Annotated in this window: 20 protein-coding genes and 1 tRNA gene; 13 read left to right on the forward strand and 8 right to left on the reverse strand. The window is 65.6% G+C overall.

Translation table 11 applies throughout. The annotated features are described in order from the left end of the window. Positions 1-26 precede the first annotated feature (26 nt). Positions 27-560, reverse strand: coding sequence for a septal ring lytic transglycosylase RlpA family protein (locus OVY29_RS06135; protein WP_037558147.1), 534 nt, complete (start codon positions 558-560; stop codon positions 27-29). A 271-nt stretch (positions 561-831) separates the two neighbouring features. On the opposite strand from OVY29_RS06135, the gene OVY29_RS06140 reads away from it, so the two are divergent. The 5 genes from OVY29_RS06140 (at position 832) to OVY29_RS06160 (ending at position 7,320) form a co-directional block, all read left to right on the forward strand. Next, positions 832-1,713: a Rossmann-like and DUF2520 domain-containing protein gene (locus tag OVY29_RS06140; RefSeq protein ID WP_037558149.1), complete on the forward strand. Its 882-nt coding sequence runs from the start codon at positions 832-834 to the stop codon at positions 1,711-1,713. Positions 1,714-1,729: 16 nt separating this feature from the next. Beyond that, positions 1,730-4,036, forward strand: coding sequence for an ATP-dependent helicase (locus tag OVY29_RS06145; RefSeq protein WP_037558204.1), 2,307 nt, complete (start codon positions 1,730-1,732; stop codon positions 4,034-4,036). 72 nt (positions 4,037-4,108) lie between these two features. Beyond that, positions 4,109-5,038 carry a DUF4349 domain-containing protein gene (locus OVY29_RS06150; RefSeq protein WP_313911119.1) on the forward strand — a complete coding sequence of 310 codons (930 nt, stop codon included), beginning with the start codon at positions 4,109-4,111 and terminating at the stop codon, positions 5,036-5,038. A 50-nt stretch (positions 5,039-5,088) separates the two neighbouring features. Then, positions 5,089-6,138: an aspartyl/asparaginyl beta-hydroxylase domain-containing protein gene (locus tag OVY29_RS06155; RefSeq protein ID WP_313911120.1), complete on the forward strand. Its 1,050-nt coding sequence runs from the start codon at positions 5,089-5,091 to the stop codon at positions 6,136-6,138. Between the two features lie 18 nt (positions 6,139-6,156). Beyond that, the gene (locus OVY29_RS06160; protein WP_037558156.1) at positions 6,157-7,320 is read left to right on the forward strand and encodes an acyl-CoA dehydrogenase family protein; all 1,164 of its coding nucleotides are present in this window, start codon (positions 6,157-6,159) and stop codon (positions 7,318-7,320) included. Positions 7,321-7,428: 108 nt separating this feature from the next. On the opposite strand, the gene OVY29_RS06165 is transcribed toward OVY29_RS06160, so the two are convergent. After that, positions 7,429-7,504, reverse strand: a tRNA-Ala gene (locus OVY29_RS06165). Positions 7,505-7,603: 99 nt separating this feature from the next. Here OVY29_RS06165 and OVY29_RS06170 point away from each other — a divergent pair. Further along, positions 7,604-8,620, forward strand: coding sequence for an NADP-dependent oxidoreductase (locus tag OVY29_RS06170; protein ID WP_081933278.1), 1,017 nt, complete (start codon positions 7,604-7,606; stop codon positions 8,618-8,620). Between the two features lie 18 nt (positions 8,621-8,638). Here OVY29_RS06170 and OVY29_RS06175 read toward each other — a convergent pair whose 3' ends face one another. Together OVY29_RS06175 and OVY29_RS06180 are read right to left on the reverse strand one after the other, a co-directional pair. Beyond that, a complete protein-coding gene (locus OVY29_RS06175) occupies positions 8,639-9,985 on the reverse strand; it encodes a DEAD/DEAH box helicase (protein WP_037558158.1) in 1,347 nt (448 codons plus the stop codon). A 114-nt stretch (positions 9,986-10,099) separates the two neighbouring features. Next, complete coding sequence (locus OVY29_RS06180; RefSeq protein ID WP_313911121.1) at positions 10,100-10,663, reverse strand: hypothetical protein; 564 nt, start codon at positions 10,661-10,663, stop codon at positions 10,100-10,102. Positions 10,664-10,817: 154 nt separating this feature from the next. On the opposite strand from OVY29_RS06180, the gene OVY29_RS06185 reads away from it, so the two are divergent. Both OVY29_RS06185 and OVY29_RS06190 read left to right on the forward strand, forming a co-directional pair. Next, on the forward strand, positions 10,818-12,242 hold the full coding sequence (locus OVY29_RS06185; RefSeq protein WP_037558160.1) for an FAD-binding oxidoreductase: 1,425 nt from the start codon (positions 10,818-10,820) through the stop codon (positions 12,240-12,242). A gap of 100 nt (positions 12,243-12,342) precedes the next feature. Beyond that, positions 12,343-13,122: a SapC family protein gene (locus OVY29_RS06190; protein WP_037558161.1), complete on the forward strand. Its 780-nt coding sequence runs from the start codon at positions 12,343-12,345 to the stop codon at positions 13,120-13,122. An 81-nt stretch (positions 13,123-13,203) separates the two neighbouring features. Here the strand turns inward: OVY29_RS06190 and OVY29_RS06195 are convergent, their stop codons facing one another. Further along, complete coding sequence (locus OVY29_RS06195) at positions 13,204-13,470, reverse strand: DUF1674 domain-containing protein (protein WP_235211630.1); 267 nt, start codon at positions 13,468-13,470, stop codon at positions 13,204-13,206. On the opposite strand from OVY29_RS06195, the gene OVY29_RS06200 reads away from it, so the two are divergent. Next, positions 13,469-14,770: a transcription antitermination factor NusB gene (locus OVY29_RS06200; protein ID WP_313911122.1), complete on the forward strand. Its 1,302-nt coding sequence runs from the start codon at positions 13,469-13,471 to the stop codon at positions 14,768-14,770. The two genes, OVY29_RS06195 and OVY29_RS06200, sit on opposite strands and share 2 nt — an antisense overlap. A gap of 72 nt (positions 14,771-14,842) precedes the next feature. On the opposite strand, the gene OVY29_RS06205 is transcribed toward OVY29_RS06200, so the two are convergent. Continuing rightward, a complete protein-coding gene (locus OVY29_RS06205) occupies positions 14,843-16,564 on the reverse strand; it encodes a DUF885 domain-containing protein (protein ID WP_152567722.1) in 1,722 nt (573 codons plus the stop codon). A gap of 338 nt (positions 16,565-16,902) precedes the next feature. On the opposite strand from OVY29_RS06205, the gene OVY29_RS06210 reads away from it, so the two are divergent. From OVY29_RS06210 to OVY29_RS06225, 4 genes are all read left to right on the forward strand, one after another. Continuing rightward, positions 16,903-18,216 (forward strand): MFS transporter, encoded by a 1,314-nt coding sequence (locus OVY29_RS06210; protein WP_081933279.1) that lies wholly within the window; start codon positions 16,903-16,905, stop codon positions 18,214-18,216. A 126-nt stretch (positions 18,217-18,342) separates the two neighbouring features. After that, positions 18,343-19,011 (forward strand): RBBP9/YdeN family alpha/beta hydrolase, encoded by a 669-nt coding sequence (locus OVY29_RS06215; RefSeq protein ID WP_052182536.1) that lies wholly within the window; start codon positions 18,343-18,345, stop codon positions 19,009-19,011. Beyond that, a complete protein-coding gene (gene cysK / locus OVY29_RS06220; protein ID WP_037558213.1) occupies positions 19,008-19,928 on the forward strand; it encodes a cysteine synthase A in 921 nt (306 codons plus the stop codon). Before OVY29_RS06215 ends, cysK begins: the two co-directional genes overlap by 4 nt. A 9-nt stretch (positions 19,929-19,937) precedes the next feature. Next, on the forward strand, positions 19,938-21,089 hold the full coding sequence (locus OVY29_RS06225) for a cell wall hydrolase (RefSeq protein ID WP_052182537.1): 1,152 nt from the start codon (positions 19,938-19,940) through the stop codon (positions 21,087-21,089). 22 nt (positions 21,090-21,111) lie between these two features. Here OVY29_RS06225 and OVY29_RS06230 read toward each other — a convergent pair whose 3' ends face one another. Together OVY29_RS06230 and ettA are read right to left on the reverse strand one after the other, a co-directional pair. Continuing rightward, a complete protein-coding gene (locus OVY29_RS06230; RefSeq protein WP_313911123.1) occupies positions 21,112-21,489 on the reverse strand; it encodes a PaaI family thioesterase in 378 nt (125 codons plus the stop codon). Positions 21,490-21,575: 86 nt separating this feature from the next. Further along, complete coding sequence (gene ettA / locus OVY29_RS06235) at positions 21,576-23,255, reverse strand: energy-dependent translational throttle protein EttA (RefSeq protein ID WP_037558168.1); 1,680 nt, start codon at positions 23,253-23,255, stop codon at positions 21,576-21,578. Positions 23,256-23,296 lie beyond the last annotated feature (41 nt).

The following is a 23,296-nucleotide window of genomic DNA, read 5'->3' on the forward strand; positions in this document are numbered from 1 at the left end:
CATCGCGCGCAAGCATAATGCGAACGTCAGCGTCCCCCCGCGGCGAGTTGCGCGCGCAGGCGCACCAACTCGCGCTCGGGCACCCGCGACATCGAAGCCGCGGGCTTGCCCTTGCGCAGCCGTTCGCGGTCCTTCTCCGACGGCTCGACGCGGCGCACGCGCACCGGCGCATGCCCCTGCGCCTTCATGCCGAGCTGTTCGGCCGCGCCGCGTGACAAGTCGATGAGCCGCCCGCGCGCGAACGGTCCGCGGTCGTTGACGCGGACGATGATCCGCCGCCCGCTATCGAGCGCGGTAACCTCGACATAGGTCGGCAGCGGCAATGTCGTGTGCGCGGCGGTGACCCAGCCGGGACGGAATTTCTCGCCGTTGGCGGTGTGGTTCCCCGATTCGCCGCCGTACCAGCTCGCATAACCGAGCGCGTCATAGGCGGGCGCGGCGGCGGGCACATAGGTCGTGCCGCGGATGCTATAGGCGGGCCCGATACGCACGGGGGCGTCGGCCACCGGGCGATAATTGCCGCCGGCGCACGCGGAGAGCGCCAGAAGGGGTAAAGTCATTCCGGCGAGTTGCGTTGTCGAGCGTCGCTGCATCGCGCGACCGTAGAGGCCGGATATGGGGAGATAAAGTCCTTATGGGCGGCTTTGGGGTGGGGAGCTGCCGTTTAGAGAATGCGTCGCCCCCGCGAAGGCGGGGGCCGCTAGCGGCCTTATTCAGCGGCGCCTGCGTAAACCGACAGCGGCCCCCGCCTTCGCGGGGGCGACGGCAGCTTCCGGCCGAACGCCGATGTTCCATTCGCCAAACATCCGCTCGCGCATTACATCCGAGCCCATGACCGATTTCCGCTTTCATCGGCCCGGCATCGTCGGCGCGGGTCGCGTCGCGCGGGCGCTCGCGCTCGCGCTGAGACGACATGCGACCGAACCGCCGATGCTGTGGGGCCGCTCCCCCGAAAAGGCAGGCGGCGCGGCAACCGCAGTCGGCGCCGTCGCGGAACCGGACCTCGGTCGCCTGATCGCCGAATGCGACGTCATCGCGATCGCGGTCGCCGACGATGCCCTCACCGATGTCGTGTCCCGCATCGCGGCGGCGCTCCCCGCGGGCCCCTCTCCCTTCATCTTTCACGTCAGCGGACGCAACGGAGCGGCGGCGCTCGAAACGCTCGGCAAGACCGGCGCAATGGTCGCCGCGATCCATCCGGCGATGACCTTTACCGGCGATCCCGAAGCGGAAGTTATCCGCATGACCGGAGCGCGGTTTGCGATCACAGCGGCGCCCGGCGAGGCCATCGAACGGGCGCGGCAAATCGTCGCATCGTTCGGCGGGGTTGCGGTCGAAATCGCCGAGGATCGGCGCGCGCTCTATCATGCCGCGCTTTGCCACGCGTCGAACCATCTCGTCACGCTGATCAGCGGCGCGGCGCACGGACTGGAGCGCGCCGGGGTCGATGATCCGGCGGCATTGCTTGCTCCGCTCGTCCGCGCCGCGCTCGATAACAGCCTCGCGCACGGTTTTGCGGGATTGTCGGGCCCGCTTTTGCGCGGCGACGCGCAGACGATCGGCGGCCATCTCGAAACACTCGAGGCGCATAGCCCTAGCCTGCTGCCCGCCTATCGTGCGATGGCGCGCGCGACGCTCGACGAACTCAAGCGCCGCGAAACCACGCCCTCGGACCATCTCCCCGCACTGGACAGGCTGCTCGCTGTTCCCTAATCGTTCGCGCGTGAACATGTCTCCCACCTCGACGCCTGACCTGACCCGCCCCGACCCGTCGGACCCGCCCTATCTGCAGGGCCTCAACGGTCCGCAGCGGCAAGCGGTCCTGACCACCGAAGGCCCCGTGCTGATGCTCGCGGGGGCCGGCACGGGCAAGACCGCCGCGCTCACCGCACGCCTCGCCCATATCATCGCGACGCGCCGCGCGTGGCCGTCCGAAATCCTCGCGGTCACCTTCACCAACAAGGCGGCGCGCGAGATGCGCGAGCGGATCGGGCGGATGATCGGCGACGCGGTCGAGGGCATGCCGTGGCTCGGCACCTTCCACAGCATCTGCGCCAAGATGCTCCGCCGCCACGCCGAACTCGTAGGGCTGCAGAGCAATTTCACGATCCTCGACACCGACGACCAGCTCCGTGTTTTGAAGCAGCTGATCCAGGCCGAGGGGCTCGACGAGAAACGCTGGCCCGCGCGCCAGCTCGCGGGGCTGATCGACAAGTGGAAGAACCGCGGGCTGACCCCCGCCGACCTCGATGCCGCCGACAAGGAGGCCTATGCAGACGGCAAGGGGCAGCATTTCTATGCGCTCTATCAGGCGCGGCTGAAGACGCTCAACGCCTGCGATTTCGGCGACCTGCTGCTCCACATGCTGGTGATATTGAAGACGCACCGCGACGTGCTCGAACAATATCAGCAACGCTTCAAATATATCCTCGTCGATGAATATCAGGACACCAACGCCAGCCAATATCTCTGGCTGCGGCTGCTCGCGCAGGCGCGGAAGAATATCTGTGTCGTCGGTGACGACGACCAGTCAGTGTACAGCTGGCGGGGCGCCGAAGTCGCAAATATCCTCCGCTTCGACAAGGATTTCCCAGACGCGACGGTGATCCGCCTTGAACAGAATTACCGCTCGACCCCGCAGATTCTCGCCGCCGCATCGGCGCTGATCGCGCAAAACTCGGGCCGGCTCGGCAAGACCTTGTGGACCGAACTCGACCCGGGCGACAAGCTGCGCGTCGTCGGCGTATGGGACGGACCCGAGGAAGCGCGGCGGATCGGCGAAGAGCTCGAAAGCCTCCAGCGCCAGCGCGTGTCGCTCGACCGGGCCGCGATCCTCGTCCGCGCGCAGTTCCAGACGCGCGAATTCGAAGACCGCTTCATCGCAATCGGCATGCCGTACCGCATCGTCGGGGGTTTCCGTTTCTACGAGCGCGCCGAAATCCGCGATGCGCTCGCCTATCTCCGTCTCGTCCAGTCAAGCGCCGACGATCTCGCTTTCGAACGCATCGTCAATGTTCCAAAACGCGGGCTCGGCGACAAGGCGCTCGCGCGCATCCACCAGTTCGCGCGGGCCGAGCAAGCGCCGCTGTTCCACGCCGCGTCGCGGATCACCGAGACCGACGAGCTGACGCCGCAGGCGCGCCGCCAGCTCGTCAATTTCGTGGCGCAGATGCGCGGTTGGCAGGCAAAGGCGAACGAACTGTCGCATCCCGAACTCACCCAGCTCATCCTCGACGAGTCGGGCTATACCGCGATGCTGCAGGCCGATCGCAGCGCCGAAGCCGCGGGGCGCCTCGAAAACCTCTCCGAACTCGTCCGCGCGATGGAGGAATATGAAACGCTCGAGGAATTTCTTGAGCATGTCAGCCTCGTCATGGACCGCGACAACGACGACCAGACCGAGACGGTGACGATCATGACGATCCACGCCGCCAAGGGCCTCGAGTTCGACCATGTCTTCCTCGCGGGCTGGGAGGACGGCGTCTTCCCGTCGCAGCGGTCGATGGACGAAGGCGGCACCGCCAGCCTCGAGGAAGAGCGCCGCCTCGCCTATGTCGCAATCACCCGCGCGCGCCAGCGCGCGAGCATCTATCACGCCGCCAACCGCCGCATCTATGGCCAGTGGATGAGCAGCATCCCCAGCCGCTTCATCGGCGAAATCCCGCCCGAGCATGTCGATAGCGAGAATAGTTTCGGAGGCGGCCAGAGCCTGTGGCGCGCCAATTGGTCGGCGCAGGGCGACCCCTTTGCGCATGTCGCCGAACGCCAGCCTGCGCGCACGATGACGCGCGGCCCCGCATGGCAGCGGGCGCTCGCCTCATCGTCGACCGTCACGCGCGCGCCGGCCCCCAGCGAGAAAGGCCCCGCAGCGTCGGTCGGCGCCAAACCGCGCGCCGACCTCGCGATCGGGATCCGCGTTTTTCATGAGAAGTTCGGCTACGGTGAAATCATCGATATCGACGGCAACAAGCTAGAAGTCGAATTCGATCAAGCGGGCAGCAAGCGGGTGCTCGACAGCTTCGTCAAGCTCGCCTGACGCATATTGTCTACTCAATCAATTATGATATGACATTACATGCGACCCGAGTCGCATGTTGGGAGAGACTTCATGAAAACCAAGCTCTTAGCGGGCGCGATGGCGCTCGCCCTGGTCGGCTGTTCGGAAAAACCCGCTGAAGCGGTCAGAGAGGCCCCTGCTTATGACATGGCGCCGGTCGACGCCTCCGAAGCGGTGTCGACCCAGGCCATTCCCGCGCCATCCACTGTGAGTAGCCCCAATATCAACGTCACCGCGGCGCCCGGGGTCGCGTTCAACTATGCCTATGCCTTCCGGCTCGACGACAATCGCATCGCCAAGGTGCAGGAGGAACACGCCGCGGCGTGCGAAGCACTCGGCACGACGCGCTGCCGGATCACCGGCATGACCTATCGCCTCGTCCGCGGGAATGAAGTCGAGGCGCAACTGCTGTTCAAGCTCGACCCCGCGATCGCGCGCAAATTCGGTCGCGACGCGCTCGGCAGCGTCGAAAAGGCTGAAGGCGTGCTGGCGGAAGCGCGGATCAGCGGCGAAGATGTCGGGACGCAAATCAACGACTCGCAGCGGCGCAGCGCCGATATAGGGGCCGAAATCGCCCGGTTGGAGGCACGGCTCAAGCAGGGCGGCCTCGGCGACCGCGAGCGCACCGAATTGCAGCAACAAATTTCCGCTATGCGTCGGCAGCTTGATGGCGAGCGCGACACGCGCCGCGCCGGCGAAGCGATGCTCGCGACCACGCCGATGCAATTCGACTATGTCGGCACCGGCGGGCTCCCCGGCATCGGCTACGGCAATCCGTTCAGCGACGCGCTGAACATGCTGATCCGTAGCGGCAGCGTGATGCTGTCGTTCCTCCTCGTCGTCGGGGCGGCGGTCCTGCCATGGGCAGCGCTATTCCTGTTGCTGCTCGCGGGATGGCGGACGGCGCCCGCGCTCGCGATCCGGAAATGGCTGCACGGAGCCTCCAAAACGCCCGCCGTTCCGGCGCCGTCGGCCGACTGAGATCCGGGCGCGCGCTTGCAAAGGTCCGGCGCCCCGTTATGGCTGGAGCCATGACGGGGCAGACGACATGGCTGGACCAGGCACGCGACGCCCATCGCCGCGGCGATGTCGCCGCCGAAACCGCCGCGCTCGACACCGCGATCCGGGCCGACCGCGGCAACATCCCCGCATTGCTGGCGATGGCGGAGCTCAAGCGCCGCCTCGCCGACGACCGCGCGGCGGGCAGCTATTACCGCCTCGCGCTGGGCACAGCCGCGCAGGCCCGCAGCGTTCCGCCGTCGCTTCATCCCGGACTCCAACGCGCCGAGCAGTTCCTTGCCGAGACCGACCGCGCCTTTGCCGATCACCTGCTCGGCCAGTTGCGCGGTGCGGGTATCGACACCGGAAACGCCACGCCACGTGTAGCCGAAGCGCTCAGGATGCTCGCCGGCGAGCAGCCGCTCTACCTGCAACAGCCGAACATGTTCTATTTTCCGGGTCTCGCCCAACGCCCCTTTTTCGAACGGTCCGATTTCGGCTGGGCGAAAGCGGTCGAAGCCGCGACCGACGCGATCCGCGCCGAGTTGCTCGCCATGGTCGATGGCGCCTCCGATCCGTTCGGTCCCTATGTCACCGCCGCGCCCGGTCGGCCACCGCCGAACAATCCGCTGCTCGACAAGCCCGACTGGGGCGCGGCCTGGCTCTGGAAGGACGGCGCGGTCGCCGACGGGATGGCGGCGCTGTGTCCCGCGACCCTCGCCGCGCTGGAACTCGCGCCGCAGCCCGTGATTCCGGCGCGCGCTCCGATCGCGCTCTTCTCGCGCCTGACGCCCGGCACGCATATCCAGCCGCACCACGGCATGCTCAACACGCGGCTCATCTGTCATCTGCCGCTGATCGTCCCCGACGGTTGCGGGCTGCGCGTCGGCGCCGAAACGCGCAGATGGTGCGAGGGCGAGCTTCTGATTTTCGACGACAGCTTCGAGCATGAGGCGTGGAACCGCGGGGTCAGCGACCGCACCATCCTGCTGTTCGAAATCTGGCGCCCCGACATCGATGCCGACGAGCGCGAGCAATTGACGCGCATCTTCGCCGCGATCGACACTTATGGCGAACAATAGACCAGGGAACAGGAAGACATGATCAATCCGGGAATGGATGCCGACATATACGACGCCTTCATCGAGCAGTTGCAACGCTATGTCCGCGAGCGGCTGATCCCGGCCGAGGACCAGCTCGAGGAACTCGGCCGCGTTCCCGACGATATTCTTGCCGAAATGCGCGACATGGGGCTGTTCGGGGTGACGATGCCCGAAGAATATGGCGGCGCGGGCATGAACGTCAGCCAATATGTCGGCTTCATCCGCGAACTCGCTTACGCCTCCCCCGCCTATCGCTCGATCGTGTCGATCAATATCGGCATGGTGTGCAAATCGATCGTCGGTTTCGGCACAGAGCAGCAGAAGGCACACTGGCTGCCCAAGCTCGCGGCTGGATCGATCGCGGCCTTCGGCCTCACCGAACCCGACAGCGGCTCGGACAGCGCGGCGATGAAGACGCGCGCGGTGCAGAGCGGCAACGGCTATGTGCTGAACGGCACCAAGCGCTACATCACCAATGCGCCCTTCGCCGACGTCATCCTCGTCATGGCGCGCACCAATGCCGGGGCATTGCCCAAGAATGCGCATGTCAGCGCCTTCCTCGTCCCGCGCGACGCGCCCGGCGTGTCGATCGGCAAGCCCGACGGCAAGATGGGTCAGGCGGGATCGCAGATCGCCGACGTGATCCTCGAGGATGTGCATGTCGACGGCGATGCGCTGCTCGGCGGCGAGGAAGGGATCGGCTTTCGCGCCGCGATGCAGAGCCTCGACAACGGCCGTCTCTCGGTCGCCGCGGCGAGCGTCGGCTATGCCAAGCGCATGCTCGACGCCGGCCTTCAATATGCGATGGAGCGCAAGGCGTTTGGCGAGCCGATCGCCAATTTCCAGCTGATCCAGGCGATGCTCGCCGACAGCAAGGCCGAAATCTATGCCGCCGATTGCATGTTGAACGACGCATGCGCACGCGCCGATCGGGGCGAGAAGATATTGGTCGAAGCCGCGGCGACCAAGATGTTCGCCAGCGAAATGTGCGGACGCGTCGCCGACCGCGTCGTCCAGATCCACGGCGGCGCCGGCTATCTCAAGGAATATCTGGCCGAACGCTTCTATCGCGACTGCCGCATTTACCGCATTTATGAAGGGACGACGCAGATTCAGCAGCTAGTGATCGCGAAGAATATGATTCGGGATTTCGCTGGTTAAGGGCTAGCGACACCGGTCCGCTCCCCCATCCGGCCTCCCATAGGCTACTATCATCGGGGAGGCCGGGCGGGGAGCGGGCCGGTGCCGACGAAAGGGGAGGAAAGTCGCTGGTGGAGCCGAGGGGAATCGAACCCCTGACCTCTGCAGTGCGATTGCAGCGCTCTCCCATCTGAGCTACGGCCCCGCGACGGGCGGGGTCTTAACGGCACTGGCTGGCAGTGGCAACGGCTTTTCTGACGATTGCCGCCGCCGCGGGAAAAATTTGAGGAATGGGGGGATTCCGATGGCCAAGGCATGGCATTTGACCAGTCGACCGCAGGGGCTGCCGACGCACGACAATTTCGCGCTCCGCGACCTGCCCGACGCACCGCTCGAAAAGGATCAGCTTTGCGTCCGCAACCTCTGGCTGTCGGTCGATCCCTATATGCGCGGGCGCATGAATGATGCCAAAAGCTATGCGGCGAGCTTTCAAATCGACCAGCCGATGACCGGCGGCGCGATCGGCGAGGTCGTCGAAAGCCGGATGGAAGGTTTCGCGCCCGGCGACCTGATCCTTCACATGGGCGGCTGGCGCGACGGCGGCGTGATCGGGCTCGACATGATGCCGAACAAGCTGCCCGCCGCGGCGCTGGCGGCGGGCATGACGCCGCAGACGTTCCTGCACAATATGGGCCTGACGGGCGGCACCGCCTGGATCGGCCTACTGCGCATCGCGAGCGCGAAACCCGGCGATACGGTTTTCGTCTCGGCCGCCGCGGGCGCGGTGGGCTCCGCGGTGGTCCAGATTGCCAAGGCGCGCGAAATGACGGTGATCGGCTCGGCGGGCGGCGCGGAAAAATGCGAATGGGTCCTCGATCTCGGCGCCGACGCCGTGATCGATTACAAGGCGGGACGGGTGCTGCCGCAACTCGCCGCCGCGCTCGAACGCCTCGGCAAGCCGGGAATCGACGTCTATTTCGACAATGTCGGCGGCGAGCATCTCGACGCCGCCTTTGCGACAGCGAATGACTTCGCACGCTTCGCAATCTGTGGCATGATCGATGTCTATAATGATGGAAAATCACAGGAAATGAAATATCTCATCCGCGCGATCCCGGCGCGGATCCGCATGGAAGGCTTCATCTACACCGACCAGTTCATCGAGTGCATGGAGGAATTCTATGCCGACATGGGCGGCCTGATCGCCAGCGGCGCGGTGACGATGCGCGAAACCGTGCACGAGGGGCTGGAAGCGACGCCCGATGCGTTTCTGGGTCTGTTCTCGGGCAAAAATACCGGGAAAATGCTGGTCAGGCTCTGACCTGCAACCAATCCGGCTTCAGCTACCGAAACCCACCGAGAGAAAGTCCGGCATCGGGCCGTTCCAGCCGTCGTCCGGATCATCGTCGTCGTGCTGGCGCGGCTTCGTCGGCGTCGGCTTGCGGTCGCCGGTTTTCTTTGCAGGCTTCGCCGCAGGCTTTTCCGTATCGCCGCGCTTCGTTCTGCCGCCGCGCCCCGACTTCTCGCGTCGCGGTTCGCCTTCTTCGTCCTTTGCCGGCGCGGCGTCGGCTTTGCCGCCGCCATGGACGGGGATCTTGTAGCCCGTCAGCTTCTGGATGTTGTCGACCGCCTCATCGTCCGAGGGGGTTACCAAGGTAAACGCGCGTCCCTTGGCTCCCGCGCGGCCAGTGCGGCCGATGCGGTGGACATAATCGTCGGGATGCCAAGGCGCGTCGAAGTTGAAGACGTGGCTGACGCCCTTGACGTCGAGCCCGCGCGCCGCGACGTCCGACGCGACTAGGATGTTGATCGTTCCCGCCTTGAACCGGTCGAGTTCGGCTGTGCGGCTCGACTGATCCATGTCCCCCTGAATCTCCCCCGCTTTGTAGCCATAGCGCTGGAGGGATTTCGCCAGTTCGCGCACCGTGGTCTTGCGGTTGCAGAAGATGATCGCGGTACCGACTTCCTCCGCCTCGATCAGGTCGCGCAACGTGTCGCGCTTGCCGCGTTCCGACGTCTTTACGAGGAACTGCTCGATATTCTCGTTTCGGCTCGCCGGGCGCGCGACCTCGATCGTCTTCGGATTCGAGAGGAACTTGTCGGCCAGCTTCTTGATCGGCGGCGGCATCGTCGCCGAGAAGAGCAGCGTCTGCCGATTCGCCGGCAGCTTGGTGCAGATATTCTCGATGTCGGGGATGAAGCCCATGTCGAGCATCCGGTCCGCCTCGTCGATCACCAGCAGGTTGCAGCCGGTCAGCAGAATCTTGCCGCGCTCGAACAGGTCCATCAGGCGGCCGGGCGTCGCGATCAGCACGTCGACGCCCTTTTCGAGCGCCTTCACTTGGTCGCCCATCTGCACGCCGCCGATCAGCAGCGCCATCGAAAGCTTGTGATACTTGCCGTACTTCTCGAAATTTTCGGCAACCTGCGCCGCGAGTTCGCGCGTCGGCTCGAGGATCAGCGAACGCGGCATCAGCGCGCGGGCGCGACCGTGCGCGAGAATGTCGATCATCGGCAACACGAAGGAAGCGGTCTTGCCCGTCCCCGTCTGGGCGATGCCGATCATGTCGCGCATCATCAGCACCGAGGGGATCGCGCCGGCTTGAATGGCGGTCGGTTCGTTGTAGCCCGACTCGTCGATCGCGCGCAAAAGTTCGTCGGAAAGGCCGAGGTCGGCAAAATTCATGAGGCAATATGTCCGGAAATAAAAGGAGCGTGCCGCCTCCCACGCAGGCGGACGTTGCCGCGGCCCTTGGGGAAATAGCGGAGAAAAGTCAAGGAAAGGCCGCGAAGAACGCGATCAATCGTCCTCGTCGTCGTGAACCGGGACCATCAGCCGGAACTTGTCGATCTCGCACTTCGCGCCGGTTCGCGCGTGAATCTCATCGCGGTCCTCGCAGAGCTTGCCGTCCTTGCTGCCCTGCATGTAAAAGCCGGCGTAGAAATCGAGCGCGCGACAGCCGCGATTGAGCTGGGCGCGCAATCTCTGCTTCTGCCGCGTGATCAGGTCGATACTGTCGCGCTGAACCGCCTGCATCCCCATGATGTTGCGCATGGCGACGCATTTGGGGGCCTTTTTTTCCTTCCAGACGATCGGCAACTCGATTTCCCGTCTGGGCGTCGAGCGTTCGGCGGCGAAATTGTTGATCGGCGACCGCCGGGCGGGAACGCGGATGATCAATTGCTGCTCGATCACCATCTGCCAGAAGGACGATGCCTGATCGACGGTCGGCGTGGACATCGCCACCAGCGGGTCGGGCGCCGCCGGGGGCGGCGCTGCATCGGCGGCCGGCGCAGCCGCGGCAAACCACAGGAACGCCGCTGTCAGCACAGCCGCGCCGCCGCTCCCTTGGCGTCCTGACAAAAGATGCTGCTCACCCTTGGCTCCCGCGTCCATCCCCGCTGGACGAATACACGCGATTCGTCCATCGCCCCCTTTAACGAGGATGATTGAACATCAAATGAACTGTCGTCCCCTCATTCGCTATCGGGGTGCAGGAATTTACGGAGTGTAAGCTATGACGCAGGCGCCATCGACATCGCTGCTGCGTGACCTCGCGGCTTTGCTCGGGCCCAAAGGCTATAGCGCCGACCCAGACACGATCGCGCCCTGGCTGACCGACTGGCGGGGCAAATATCACGGCCGCGCCGCCGCGATGCTGTCGCCCGCATCGACCGAAGAGGTCGCCGCCATCGTCCGGCTGTGCGCCGACGCGAAGGTCGCGCTGGTCCCGCAGGGGGGCAACAGCGGCATGGTCGGCGGCGCCACCCCCGACGCCAGCGGCGACCAGTTGCTGCTGAGCCTGCGGCGGATGAACCGGATCCGCCATGTCGACGAGGCCGCCCGGCTCGCCGTCGTCGAGGCGGGCGTGATCCTCGAAACCTTCCATAACGATGTGCTGACTCACGGTCTGCGCTTTCCGCTGACTCTCGGGGGCAAGGGGTCGGCTACGATCGGCGGGCTCGTGTCGACCAACGCCGGGGGGACGCAGGTGCTGCGCCACGGAACGATGCGCGCGCTGGTCGCGGGGATAGAGGCGGTGCTGCCCGATGGCAGCGTCTTCGACGGGCTCGCACCGCTCAAGAAGGACAATCGCGGCTATGATTTGCGGCACCTGCTGTGCGGCGCCGAGGGGACATTGGGCATCGTCACCGCGGCCTGCCTGCACCTCGTCCCCGCGGCGGCGGCGCGGCGCACCGCGTGGATCGGCGTCGATTCGCCCGAAAGCGCGCTTCTGCTGCTCCGCCGTCTCGACGCGGCGGTCGGCGATGCGCTCGAGGGGTTCGAGCTGATCCCGCAAAGCTGCCTCGATGCGGTGCTGCGCCATATTCCCCAGACGCGCGCACCGCTTGTCGCCGCGCACCCTTGGCACGTACTGATCGAGCTCGCCGGCGACAGCGATCAGGCGCTGGGCGACGCGCTCGACCCGCAGCTCGCGGCGGCGATCGACGCCGGCCTGATCCGCGATGTGGTGATTGCCAAAAACGAGCGCGAAAGCGACGATTTCTGGCGGCTGCGCGATTCGATTTCCGAAGCCGAGCGCGCCGAGGGGCCCGCGCTGCAACATGATATCAGCGTGCCCGTCGACCTGATGCCCGCCTTTATCGCCGAAAACCCGCGCCGGCTGGATCGCGCCTTTCCGGGCATCGGGGTGCTGTCCTTCGGGCATCTGGGCGACGGCAACGTTCATCATCACGTCCAGCCGCCCGCCGGGGTCGACGCTGCCCCATGGCTCGCCGAACATGGCGCGGCGGTCAGCCGGCTCGTCTATTCGCACGTCGTCGAGCTCGGCGGATCGATTTCGGCCGAACATGGCATCGGCCAGATGAAGCGCGACATATTGGCCGAACTCGACAGCCCGGCGCGGCTGTCGGCGCTCCGCGGCGTCAAGGCCGGTCTCGATCCCGCGGGCATCCTCAACCCCGGCAAACTCATCGCCTGACGCATCGCACATACGATCGCCCCCTTGCGTCGCACGGCGCGGGCCAATAAGGCGCTGTATCTTTTTTGTCCCGCCGACGGGAACCTACCGGAGTTGAAACATGGCCACTGCGCCCGCACCTGCCAACCTGCCGCTGTTCTACAAGGACCTCGCTCCGCTTTCGAGCGTCGATCACGCCGATTTCCGCGCCCGCCCGCTTGACAGCGCCGAATTTCTGGTTGGCCAGCATGCGATTCCGCTGACGTCGGACGAGTTCGTGTCGGCCTGCCGCTTTTTCCCGATCGTCTTTTCGGCCGGCGACAATCCCGTCCCGCTCGCGTTGATGGGCCTCAATGAAGGCATCAACACCTTCGTCGATGACGAAGGCAAGCTGGTCAACCCGGTCTATGTCCCGGCCTATATCCGCCGCTACCCCTTCCTGCTCGCCAAGCTCCAACCCAATACGGACGAACTGTCGCTGTGCTTCGACCCGACCTCGGGCGCGCTCGGCAAGTTCGACGAAGGCGACGAGCTGTTCGTCGATGGGCAACCGTCGGACCAGACCAAGGCGGTGCTCGAATTCTGCAAGAATTTCGAGGAAGCCGGCCAGCGCACCGGCATGTTCATGGACGAGCTGAAAAAGGCCGACCTTCTGATGGACGGCGAAGTCGCGATCCAGCAGGAAGGCAATGACAAGCCCTATGTCTATCGCGGCTTCCAGATGGTCGACGAGAACAAGCTGCGCGAACTGCGCGGCGACGTGCTGCGCAAGCTGATGCAGAACGGCATCCTCGGCCTGATCTTCGCGCATCTCTTCTCGCTGCAGCTGATGCGCGAAGTGTTCGCCGAACAGGTCAAGAGCGGCAAGATGCCGCTGAACACCGAATTGCCCGCCGTCTAAAGGCAGATAAACACAAGGCCGCTCCCGGCTCGGTGCCGGGGGCGGCCTTTTGCGTTTTGGCGGCACCGCTCGGCCGCAGGCTCAAAAGTCGACTGCGACGCCCTTGAGTTCCCAGTCGCCATAGCGCACCGGGTTGCGCCCGCCGGGCTGATCCTCGGCCTTGTCCTCATCGATCGGCCGGGGCGCCGGAACCGCGCTGTTCGTCCAGCCTTCGGGCGCCTTCATATGCGCGGGGCGCTTTACAGCGCGCGGCGTTCCGCCGATGGTCGCGTTCGGGCTGCTGTCGTTCGTCATGCCCGCAATATAGGATTTTTCATGCGCCACGCCAACCACGCCCTTCCCGGTCATGGCTGATCGTCGCCCGCCGCGTCGCCGCCGGTCGCCGGGCGAGGCCGATCCGCCGGGCATGGCGCCGCGCCGCGCCGCGCTCCGCCTGGTCGATGCGATCCTGCGCCGCGGCGATCCGCTCGACGTCGCGATGCACGCCGCCGCGCAGGGGCTGACCGGCGCAGACCGCGCGTTCGCCGTCGCGATCGCGTCCGAAACGATGCGCTGGATGGTCGACATCGACGCGCTGATCGACGGGGCGACGGCGCAAATCCTTCCCGATGACGTCAAATCGCGCGCCGTGCTGCGGATCGCGCTCGCGCAGTTGCTGGTGCTAAAGAGCCCCGGCCATGCGGTCGTCTCTACCGCGCTGCCGCTCGTCGATGGCGGGCCGCGGCGGCTCGTCCACGCGATCCTGTCGCGCGCGCAGCAGGAGGAATGGAGCCTTCCCGACCGCGCGACCCTGCCCCTGCCCGCCGCCGAGCGCTGGGCCGAGCAATGGGGCCTGAAGATGGTCGAAGCCGCCGAAGCAAGTTGGAGCGCACCGCCACCGATCGACCTCAGCTTCGCCGCCGAACCCGGCGCGGACGAATGGCCCGAAGCGCTGTCGCTCGCGCCGCGCCACCGCCGGCTGCCGCGTGGTCAGGCGGTGGAGGCGATGCCCGGCTTCGACGAAGGCGGTTGGTGGGTGCAGGATCTGGCCGCCAGCCTGCCCGCAAGATTGCTCGGTGCCGGCGAAGGCCGGACGGTGCTCGACCTCTGCGCCGCGCCCGGCGGCAAGACGATGCAACTCGCCGCCGCGGGCTGGGATGTCGTCGCGGTCGACGCCAGCGCCAAGCGGCTCGAACGGCTGCGCGCCAATATCGAGCGCACCGGCCTTTCGGCCGCGATCGTGCGGGGCGATATCCGCTCGTGGGACCCGGGCGCACCCGCCGATGCGGTCCTGCTCGACGCGCCCTGCTCGGCGACCGGAATCTTTCGCCGCCATCCCGACGTGCTCCATCGGATCGAGCCGCGGCAGATTGCCGAAATGGCCGCCTTGCAGGCCGATCTGCTCGCGCGCGCGGCGCGCTGGGTCAAGCCGGACGGGACGTTGGTGTATGCCACCTGCTCCCTCGAACGCGCCGAGGGGGAAGATCAGGTGGCGGCCTTCCTCGATCATCACAAGGATTGGGCCGTCGACCCCGTCCGCCCCGACGAACTGCCCGACGCGATCGCGCCCGACGGCAGTGGGTTCATCCGCACCTTTCCCGGTCTGCTCGCCGACGCGGGCGGCCTCGACGGCTTCTTCGTCGCACGGCTGCGCGCGCCTTCAAACTGAATCACGCGAACGCGCCGGCTACTTGAATCGTCATCCCGGCGAAGGCCGGGATGACGGGAAGAGGAGACCTCCTCAGAACACCGCCTTCGGCGCGTCTTCCTTCATCATCGCGGCGCGGACCATCGGGATCGGCGGGCCGCCATAAGACAGGAATTCGTCGTGGAAGGCTTTCCACTTCGTCCGGTCGCCCTTCGTCCAATCCTCGCGCAGCTTGCGGATCATCAGCTTACCCATCGTATAGTTGAGATAGGCGGGATCATAGGTGCCGCGTGCCGCCTGCTGGCGCGCATTGCCTTCGTCCTGATAGCATTGCTCCTTGAACAGCTTTTCCGAATCCGCGACCGTCATGCCCTGCGTGTGCAGGCCGATCGCCGACAGATAGCGGCAATCGCGCAGCAGCGCGTTCGACAGCTGGCCGATGTGCGTTTCGAGGTCGCCCTCGCCCAGTCCGGCATCCCACATCATCTCCTCGGTATAATGCGCCCAGCCCTCGGCAAACGCATAGCCGACGAACAGCTTGCCGAAGATGCTCTCGGCGCGGTTCGAATGGAGGAAGTTGAGGAAGTGCCCCGGCCACACTTCGTGGACCGAGGTGAAGAGCAGATCCTTCTTGCCGGGAATGAAGGCGTCCTGCGTCGCCTTGTCCCACGCCGGATCGGGCGGCGAGATATAATAGACCGACGGCAGGCCTTTCTCATACGGCCCCGGAATATCGATATAGGCGCTGTTCTGCCGGTTGTATGGCGGCGATTCCTCGACCTGCGCCTGTTCGGTGCCGGGGATCGACACGATATCCTTCTCGACCAGAAAGGCGCGCAGGACCGGAAGCTGGCGCCGCGCCTCAGCGACGGGGCCGCCCTCGGGCTTGTCCGAATTCATCTTCTTCATGCAGTCGGCGATCGTCATCCCCGCGGCATAGGTCGCGCAGGCCGCTTTCAACGCGTCCTGGTTGCGCTTGAGGTCGGCGCGGCCGATGCGTTCGAGTTCGGCGAGCGGAGTATCGACGCCCTCGTTGGTCAAGATCATCTTCGCGAACTTGTCGGCGCCCAGCGCATAGCCGTCCGGCGTCCCCGGCTGCGACCCGACATATTCGGCGAGGTCGGTCATCGCCGCGCCCGCTTTCGCTACTGCCTCGTCGAATTGCTTCTGCAGCGCCGCGTCCTTGACCGACGCGAAAGCCGCCTTGGCGTCGCCCTTGTAATAATCGGCAAAGCCGCCGAAGCCCGCGGTGCCATATTTAACGAAGGTCGCGGGAAGCGGGAGCTTGAGGTTCGCCTTGATCTGCGCCGCCGCCGCCGGAACCTTTTCGGCATAGGCGATGAACGCCTTCATCCGCGTGGTCGCGTCAGCATAAGGACGCGCGATATAGACATTGGGATCGAGCGCGCCGGTGTAGAAAGCCGGGTTCTTCTGCGCGAAATCGGTGTCCCGCAGGAAGAAGAGCTGGCCCTGCGCGACATGGATCAGATAGTCGCGCTCGAATTTTTCGGCGTCGGTCATCTCGCCATCGAACGCCTTCGCGTCGGCGATCGTCTTTTCGAGATAGGCGGCCTGCTTTTCGAGGCCCTCGGGCGACCAGTCGGGTAGCTGACCGTCATACTCATGCTTGCCTTGATAGACGGCGAAATTCGGGTTGAGCGGGAAATAGCCGGCGAGAAAATTGTCGCGAAACTCGGTCCATGACTTGGCGCTCGGGGCCGTTGCCGATTTGTTTTCGGATGCGTTGCAAGCGGTCAGCACGAGCAGCGTCACGGCCATGGCAGCGCCGCCGAAACGAGTGAATTTGCGAGTCATTCCCGGTATCTCCCTGATAGTGATGGGGGTTTCTGCCACCCTGACCGACAAGTGACACCCGCTAATCGACGAACGGCAGTTTTGGGGTGGGGAGCGGACATAGGTCCCTAAGGGAACTCAATAGACCGCATCCCCGAGCGAAGACGAGGGGCTATGCCGAGCAAAGTCGAGGCAGCGTGGCTACGCGGTTCTCGCTTCGCTCGAACGAGCCCCTCGTCTTCGCTCGGGGACGCGGGTTCTATAGTTGGCTCGCCAAACCGATTACGTCGCTTCCGGCCGAAACGGCCACGGCACAATTGGCCTAGACAGCTTCGCAAACACCATTACGGCGGTCGGCGATGGCGACGATCCCCCCACCCGAAGGCGAAGATCCGGTGATGCCGGAACCGGCGCCCAAAGCCCCCTCCCCGCTCAGCTTTCCCGACTTCCGCTATTTCTGGCTCGCGCGCTTCACCGCGGTGATGGCGACGATCGCGATGGTCGTCGTGATCGGCTACCAGCTCTACGATACCGCGCGCTCCGACTATGGCATGTCGATCAAGGAGGCGTCGTTCCAGCTCGGGCTGCTCGGCCTCTTTCAGTTCGTCCCGCTCGCAATCCTGACGCCCGTCGCCGGCTGGGCGGCCGACCGGTTCGAGCGGCGGAGCGTCGCGATCTTCTCGAATCTCATCGACCTGCTCATCGCCGCGACGCTCGGCTGGTTCACCTGGACGGACGGGCTGACATTGCCACTGCTCTTCGGCCTCGCCGCGCTGCACGGCGTCGCGCGCGTCTTCTCCGGCCCGGCGATGAGCGCGATCGCGCCCAATATCGTGCCCCCCGCCGTGCTGCCGCGCGCGATCGCGATGAGCAGCATCGCCTGGCAATCGGCGTCGGTGATCGGCCCCGCCGCGGGCGGCCTCATCTATGCCGCCCACCCCGCCTCGGTCTATGGCTTCGCCGCCGCGCTGCTCGCGGTCTCGGCCTTCACCTTGAGCCGCGTGCGCCCGGTTCTGCCCCCGCCCGCCGAAGTCCGCCGCCACCCGCTACGCGAGATGGTCGACGGGCTGCAGTTCGTGTGGGTCGAACGCTTCCTGCTCGGCACGATCACCCTCGACCTGTTCGCCGTGCTGCTCGCCGGCGCAACCGCGATGTTCCCGGTCTTCGCGCGCGACATATTGCACGCCGGGCCCGAAGGCGCGGGATTGATGCGCGCCGCCGTCGCGGCGGGTTCGGTCGCGGTCGCCGTCGGCCTCGCCATCCGCCCGATCGAGCGCAATGTCGGGGTGAAGATGCTGTGGGCGGTCGCGGTATTCGGCGCCGGGACGGTGATTTTCGGCCTCTCGACCAACCTGTTGCTGTCGCTCGGCGTGCTCGTGGTCATGGGCGCGGCCGACATGTTCTCGGTCTTCGTGCGCGGCACGCTCATCCAGCTCAACACCCCCGACCATATGCGCGGCCGCGTCAGCGCCGCATCGGGGCTAGCCATTTCGGCGTCGAACGAACTGGGCGAAATGCGTGCCGGAGCCATGGCCGCGGCGCTGGGACCGGTCGGCGCGGTCGTCGTCGGCGGTGCGGGCGCGATCGGCGTGACCGCGCTCTGGGCGTGGATATTCCCCGAACTCCGCCGCGCGCGCACCTTCGAACCGCAGTTCAGGCAAAGCAAGCAATAGGTCAAAACCATTTGCCGCCCCTCGCGCTCGTTTCGTCCGAAACCTATTGTCAATTTAATTTGTTGAGTTATCTATCTCCTACCCGTCACCGCGGTTCCCCCTTGTCCCCTCAATGGAGAAACCGTCATGCACAGCGCGACGATCCGCCATAAGATCCTCACGATTCCAGGCCTCAACAACAGCGGCCCGACCCACTGGCAAAGCCTGTGGGAACATCGATTCCCCAACAGCGAGCGAATCGAACTCGGGAGCTGGGACAATCCCGACAAGGACCAATGGATCCGGAAAATCGCCACCGCGATCGAGGCCGAGAGCGAACCGGTGCTGATCGCCGCGCACAGCCTCGGCTGCCATGCCTTTGCCCATTGGTTCGCCGGCGCGAGTGCGCTGACGCGGACGCGCATCGCCGGCGCGCTGCTCGTCGCGCCGCCCGACCTCGGCCGGCTGCGGTACAAGCACAGGACGCTGCGCTTTGCCGACTCGCCTACGTTCACATCGCGCACGCCGATGATCGTCGTCGCCAGCGACAATGATCCTTATGCCAAGACCGCGCAGGTGTGGCGCCTCGCGCGGCATTGGGATGCGCGCTTCGTCAACGCCGGGCCCTTCGGTCATATCAACGCCGACTCGGGGATCGGGGACTGGCCTTATGGACAGTATCTCCTCGCCTCGTTACAACCCGCGCCGACGCCGGCATTGGCGGACGAGGCCCGCTGGCTGCGCGCCGGGGACTGGCCAAATCGCGTCCGCCGCGACCCGCGGTTCGAATTCAAGGAAAGAGCGCACCGATCATGAAAGCCAATTCGATCCTCGATACCATCGGGAACACGCCGCACATCCGTATGGCCAAGCTGTTCCCCGACGCCGAAGTCTGGGTGAAGTCGGAACGCAGCAATCCCGGCGGGTCGATCAAGGATCGCATCGGCCTCGCGATGATCGAGGCGGCCGAGCGCGACGGCAGCCTGAAAGCCGGCGGCACCATCGTCGAACCGACGTCGGGAAACACCGGCATCGGTCTCGCGATGGCGGCCGCGGTGAAGGGCTACAAACTCGTGCTCGTCATGCCCGAAAGCATGTCGGTCGAGCGCCGCCGGCTGATGCTCGCCTATGGCGCGACCTTCGACCTGACGCCGCGCGAAAAGGGCATGAAGGGCGCGATCGAGCGCGCGATCGAACTGGTCGAGACGACGCCGGGCGCGTGGATGCCGCAGCAGTTCGAAAATGAGGCGAATATCGACGTTCATGTCCGTACGACGGGCCCCGAAATCCTCGCCGATTTCAAGGACACGCCGATCGACGTGCTGATAACCGGCGTCGGCACCGGCGGCCATATCACCGGCTGCGCGCAGTTCCTGAAAGAGCATTGGCCGAACCTGAAGGTCTTTGCGGTCGAGCCCGATCTCTCGCCGGTCATTTCGGGCGGCCAGCCCGGGCCGCACCCGATCCAGGGCATCGGCGCGGGCTTCATCCCGCGCAACCTGCACACCGATCTGCTCGACGGGGTGATCAAGGTCGACGCCGCCGATGCGAAGAATTTCGCGCGCCGCGCCGCGACCGAGGAAGGCCTGCTCGTCGGCATCTCGTCGGGGGCGACGCTCGCCGCCATCGCGCAGAAGCTCGCCGAGCTGCCGCCCGGCACCCGCGTGCTCGGCTTCAACTACGACACGGGCGAGCGTTATCTGTCGGTCCCCGATTTCCTGCCGGAAATCTGATCTTCCGCCATGCGCCGCGAGGGCGATGACACGGCGTTGCCGCTGCGGCACGACTGGACGGGCTGGCTGTTCGTCCTGATCGCCGCGCTGGCGATCGGCGGCGTGCTCTATGCCAATGGCGCGAAAGACGGCGCACGCTATATGGCGCGGCCGCACCCCGTGGCGCCGCCCGCCGACATCGTGCCCGAAGCGCCGCCGATGGAACTCGCGCCGGTGACCGAGGCCGACGCGCGCACGCAGAATGCGAAGATTCCGCTCGTCACCAAGGGTTTCGCCGCGCCGCGCCCCTTCGTCTATGCGGGCGGCGGCGACGCCAAGGCGCGCGCGCGCGACTGCCTTGCCGCCGCGATGCTCTATGAAGCCGGCGACGATGCCAAGGGGCAACAGGCGGTCGGCCAGGTCGTGATCAACCGCGCGCGCCACCCCGCCTTCCCCAAATCTATCTGCGGCGTCGTGTTCCAGGGCGCCGAGCGCGTCACCGGCTGCCAGTTCACCTTCACCTGCGACGGGGCGCTCGCACGCCGCTATTCGGACGCGGCGTGGCAGCGTGCGCGGGACAATGCCGACCTGATGCTGGCGGGCGGCACCTATCCCAAGGTCGGACTCGCCACCCATTATCACACCGACTGGGTGCGCCCCTATTGGAGCGACAGCCTCGAAAAGATCGCGATCGTCAATACGCATCTCTTCTTCCGCTGGCCGGGCTATTGGGGGACGCCGGGCGCCTTTCGCGGCGCGGTATCGGGCAGCGACGGGCCGGTGGCAAAGCTGGCAGCGATTTCCCCGCTTCACGCGATCGCGCTGGGCCTGTCCGCCGACACCGCTCCGGTCGATGCGAACGCCGCGGTCGGCGAGGCGAAGATCGTGCCCGGCGCCGGCGAGAGCGCGGGCCGCGATACCATCTATATCCAGCTCGACCGCAAGGCCGCGCCCGAAAGCTTCGTGACCACGGCGCTGCGGCTGTGCGGCGACAAGCCCTATTGCAAATTCATGGGCTGGACCAACCCGGTGCTGAAGCCCGACAGCGACGCGATGAACGACACGCAGCGCGCGGCGATGAGCTTCTCCTATCTCCGCGACGACAAGGCGGGGTTCGAAAAGGCGCTGTGGAACTGCAGCGAGTATAAGCGCGACGACGTCCGCCAGTGCATGAAGCGGTAGCGGCGGCCCCCATCCACCGGTCTCAGGGAATCGCGTAGGTCACATTCGCCTGCCCGACCGGCCGGTCGGCATCGTCGGTCCATATCCGCACATCCATCACCGCAAGCCGCTTGCCGAGGCGGAGCATATGCGCGTCGGCGAACAGCGGCCCCGGGCGGCACGGGCGCAGGAACTGGTAATTGAGCGCGCTCGTCACAGCCATCGCGACGGGGCCGATATGCGCGAGGACGAGGGCATAGGCCGCCATGTCGGCAAAACCCATCTGCGTCGGGCCCGAGATCAGCCCGCCGGGGCGCAGCGCCTTGTCGTTCGGGTCCATCCGCGCCTGGATATGGCCGGGCACGGCCGATATCACATAGCCGCGCGAACCCGGCTCGGAATGCGGAAACGCCTGCTTCATGAATTCGTTGAGCGCGTCCGCATCCAAACGGATCACGCCCGAAGAGATTGGCTCCGATATGGGTGCGGCCTCCCCCGCCATCGGGCTTAGCGCGACAGCTTCTTGTAAGTCGTCGCGTGCGGACGCGTCGCGCCTTCGCCGAGGCGGCGGATCTTGTCCTCCTCATAGGATTCGAAATTGCCTTCGAACCATTCGACATGGCTATCGCCCTCGAACGCGAGGATGTGTGTCGCGAGGCGATCGAGGAAGAAACGGTCGTGGCTGATGACCACGGCGCAACCCGCGAAATTCTCGAGCGCTTCTTCGAGCGCCGCGAGCGTTTCGGTGTCGAGGTCGTTGGTCGGCTCGTCGAGCAGCAGCACGTTGCCGCCCTGCTTCAGCATCTTGGCCATATGGACGCGGTTGCGTTCACCGCCCGACAGCTGCCCGACCTTCTTCTGCTGGTCGGTGCCCTTGAAGTTGAAAGCGCCGACATAGGCGCGCGTCTGCATCTCGTGCTTGCCGATCGACATCATGTCGTGACCGCCCGAGATTTCCTCCCAGACATTCTTGTTCGGGTCGAGCGCATCGCGGCTCTGGTCGACATAGCCGAGGCGCACCGTGTCGCCGATCGACACATTGCCGCCATCGGGCTGTTCCTGCCCGGTGATCAGCTTGAACAGCGTCGATTTGCCCGCGCCGTTCGGGCCGATGACCCCGACGATGCCGCCCGGCGGCAGCGTGAACGACAGATCCTCGAACAGCAATTTGTCGCCATAGGCCTTCGAGATGTTCGACACCTCGATCACCTTGCCGCCGAGGCGTTCGGGGACCTGGATGACGATCTGCGCCTTGCCGGGGGTCCGGTTTTCCTGCGCCTCGACGAGCTGGTCGAAGCTCTTGATACGCGCCTTCGATTTGGCCTGACGCGCCTTGGGCGATTGCCGGATCCACTCGAGCTCGTCCTTGATCGCTTTCTGGCGCCCCTGGTCTTCGCGCGCTTCCTGTTCGAGGCGCTTGCCCTTCTTCTCGAGATAGGTCGAATAATTGCCTTCGTAGACGAAATAGCGGCCGCGATCGAGCTCGAGGATCCAGTTCACGACATTGTCGAGGAAATAGCGATCGTGGGTGACGAGGATCACGTTGCCCGGATAGTCGACCAGATGCTTTTCGAGCCACGCGACGCTTTCGGCATCGAGGTGGTTGGTCGGTTCGTCGAGCAGCAGGATCGACGGCTTTTCGAGCAACAGGCGGGTGAGCGCGATGCGGCGCTTTTCACCGCCCGACAGATTCTCGACGCTCCAGTCGCCCGGCGGGCAGCGCAACGCTTCCATCGCGATTTCGAGCTGGTTGTCGAGCGTCCAGCCGTCGATCGCGTCGATCTTTTCCTGCAGCGTGCCCATTTCCTCCATCAGCGCGTCGAAATCGGCGTCGGCGGGCGGGTCGGCCATCAGCGTGCTGATCTCGTTGAAACGGTCGAGCATGTCGGCGACGGGGCGGACGCCGTCCATGACATTTTCCTTGACCGTCTTGGTCGGGTCGAGCTGCGGCTCCTGCGCCAGATAACCGACGGTGATGCCCTCGCCGGGCCAGGCTTCGCCCGCGAAATCCTTGTCGATGCCCGCCATGATCTTCATCAGCGTCGATTTGCCGGTGCCGTTCGGGCCGACGATGCCGATCTTGGCGTCGGGATAGAATTGCAGGCTGAGGTTGTTGAGCGTCGGCTTCTGCGCGCCGGGATAGGTCTTGGTCAGACCCTTCATCACGAAACTATATTGGGCGGCCATGGGGTCAAGCTCCGGTAGTGGCTGGGCCGCGGTCGTGCGGC

This window comes from Sphingopyxis sp. SE2, from assembly GCF_032227185.1.
In the GTDB taxonomy this organism is placed as follows: domain Bacteria; phylum Pseudomonadota; class Alphaproteobacteria; order Sphingomonadales; family Sphingomonadaceae; genus Sphingopyxis.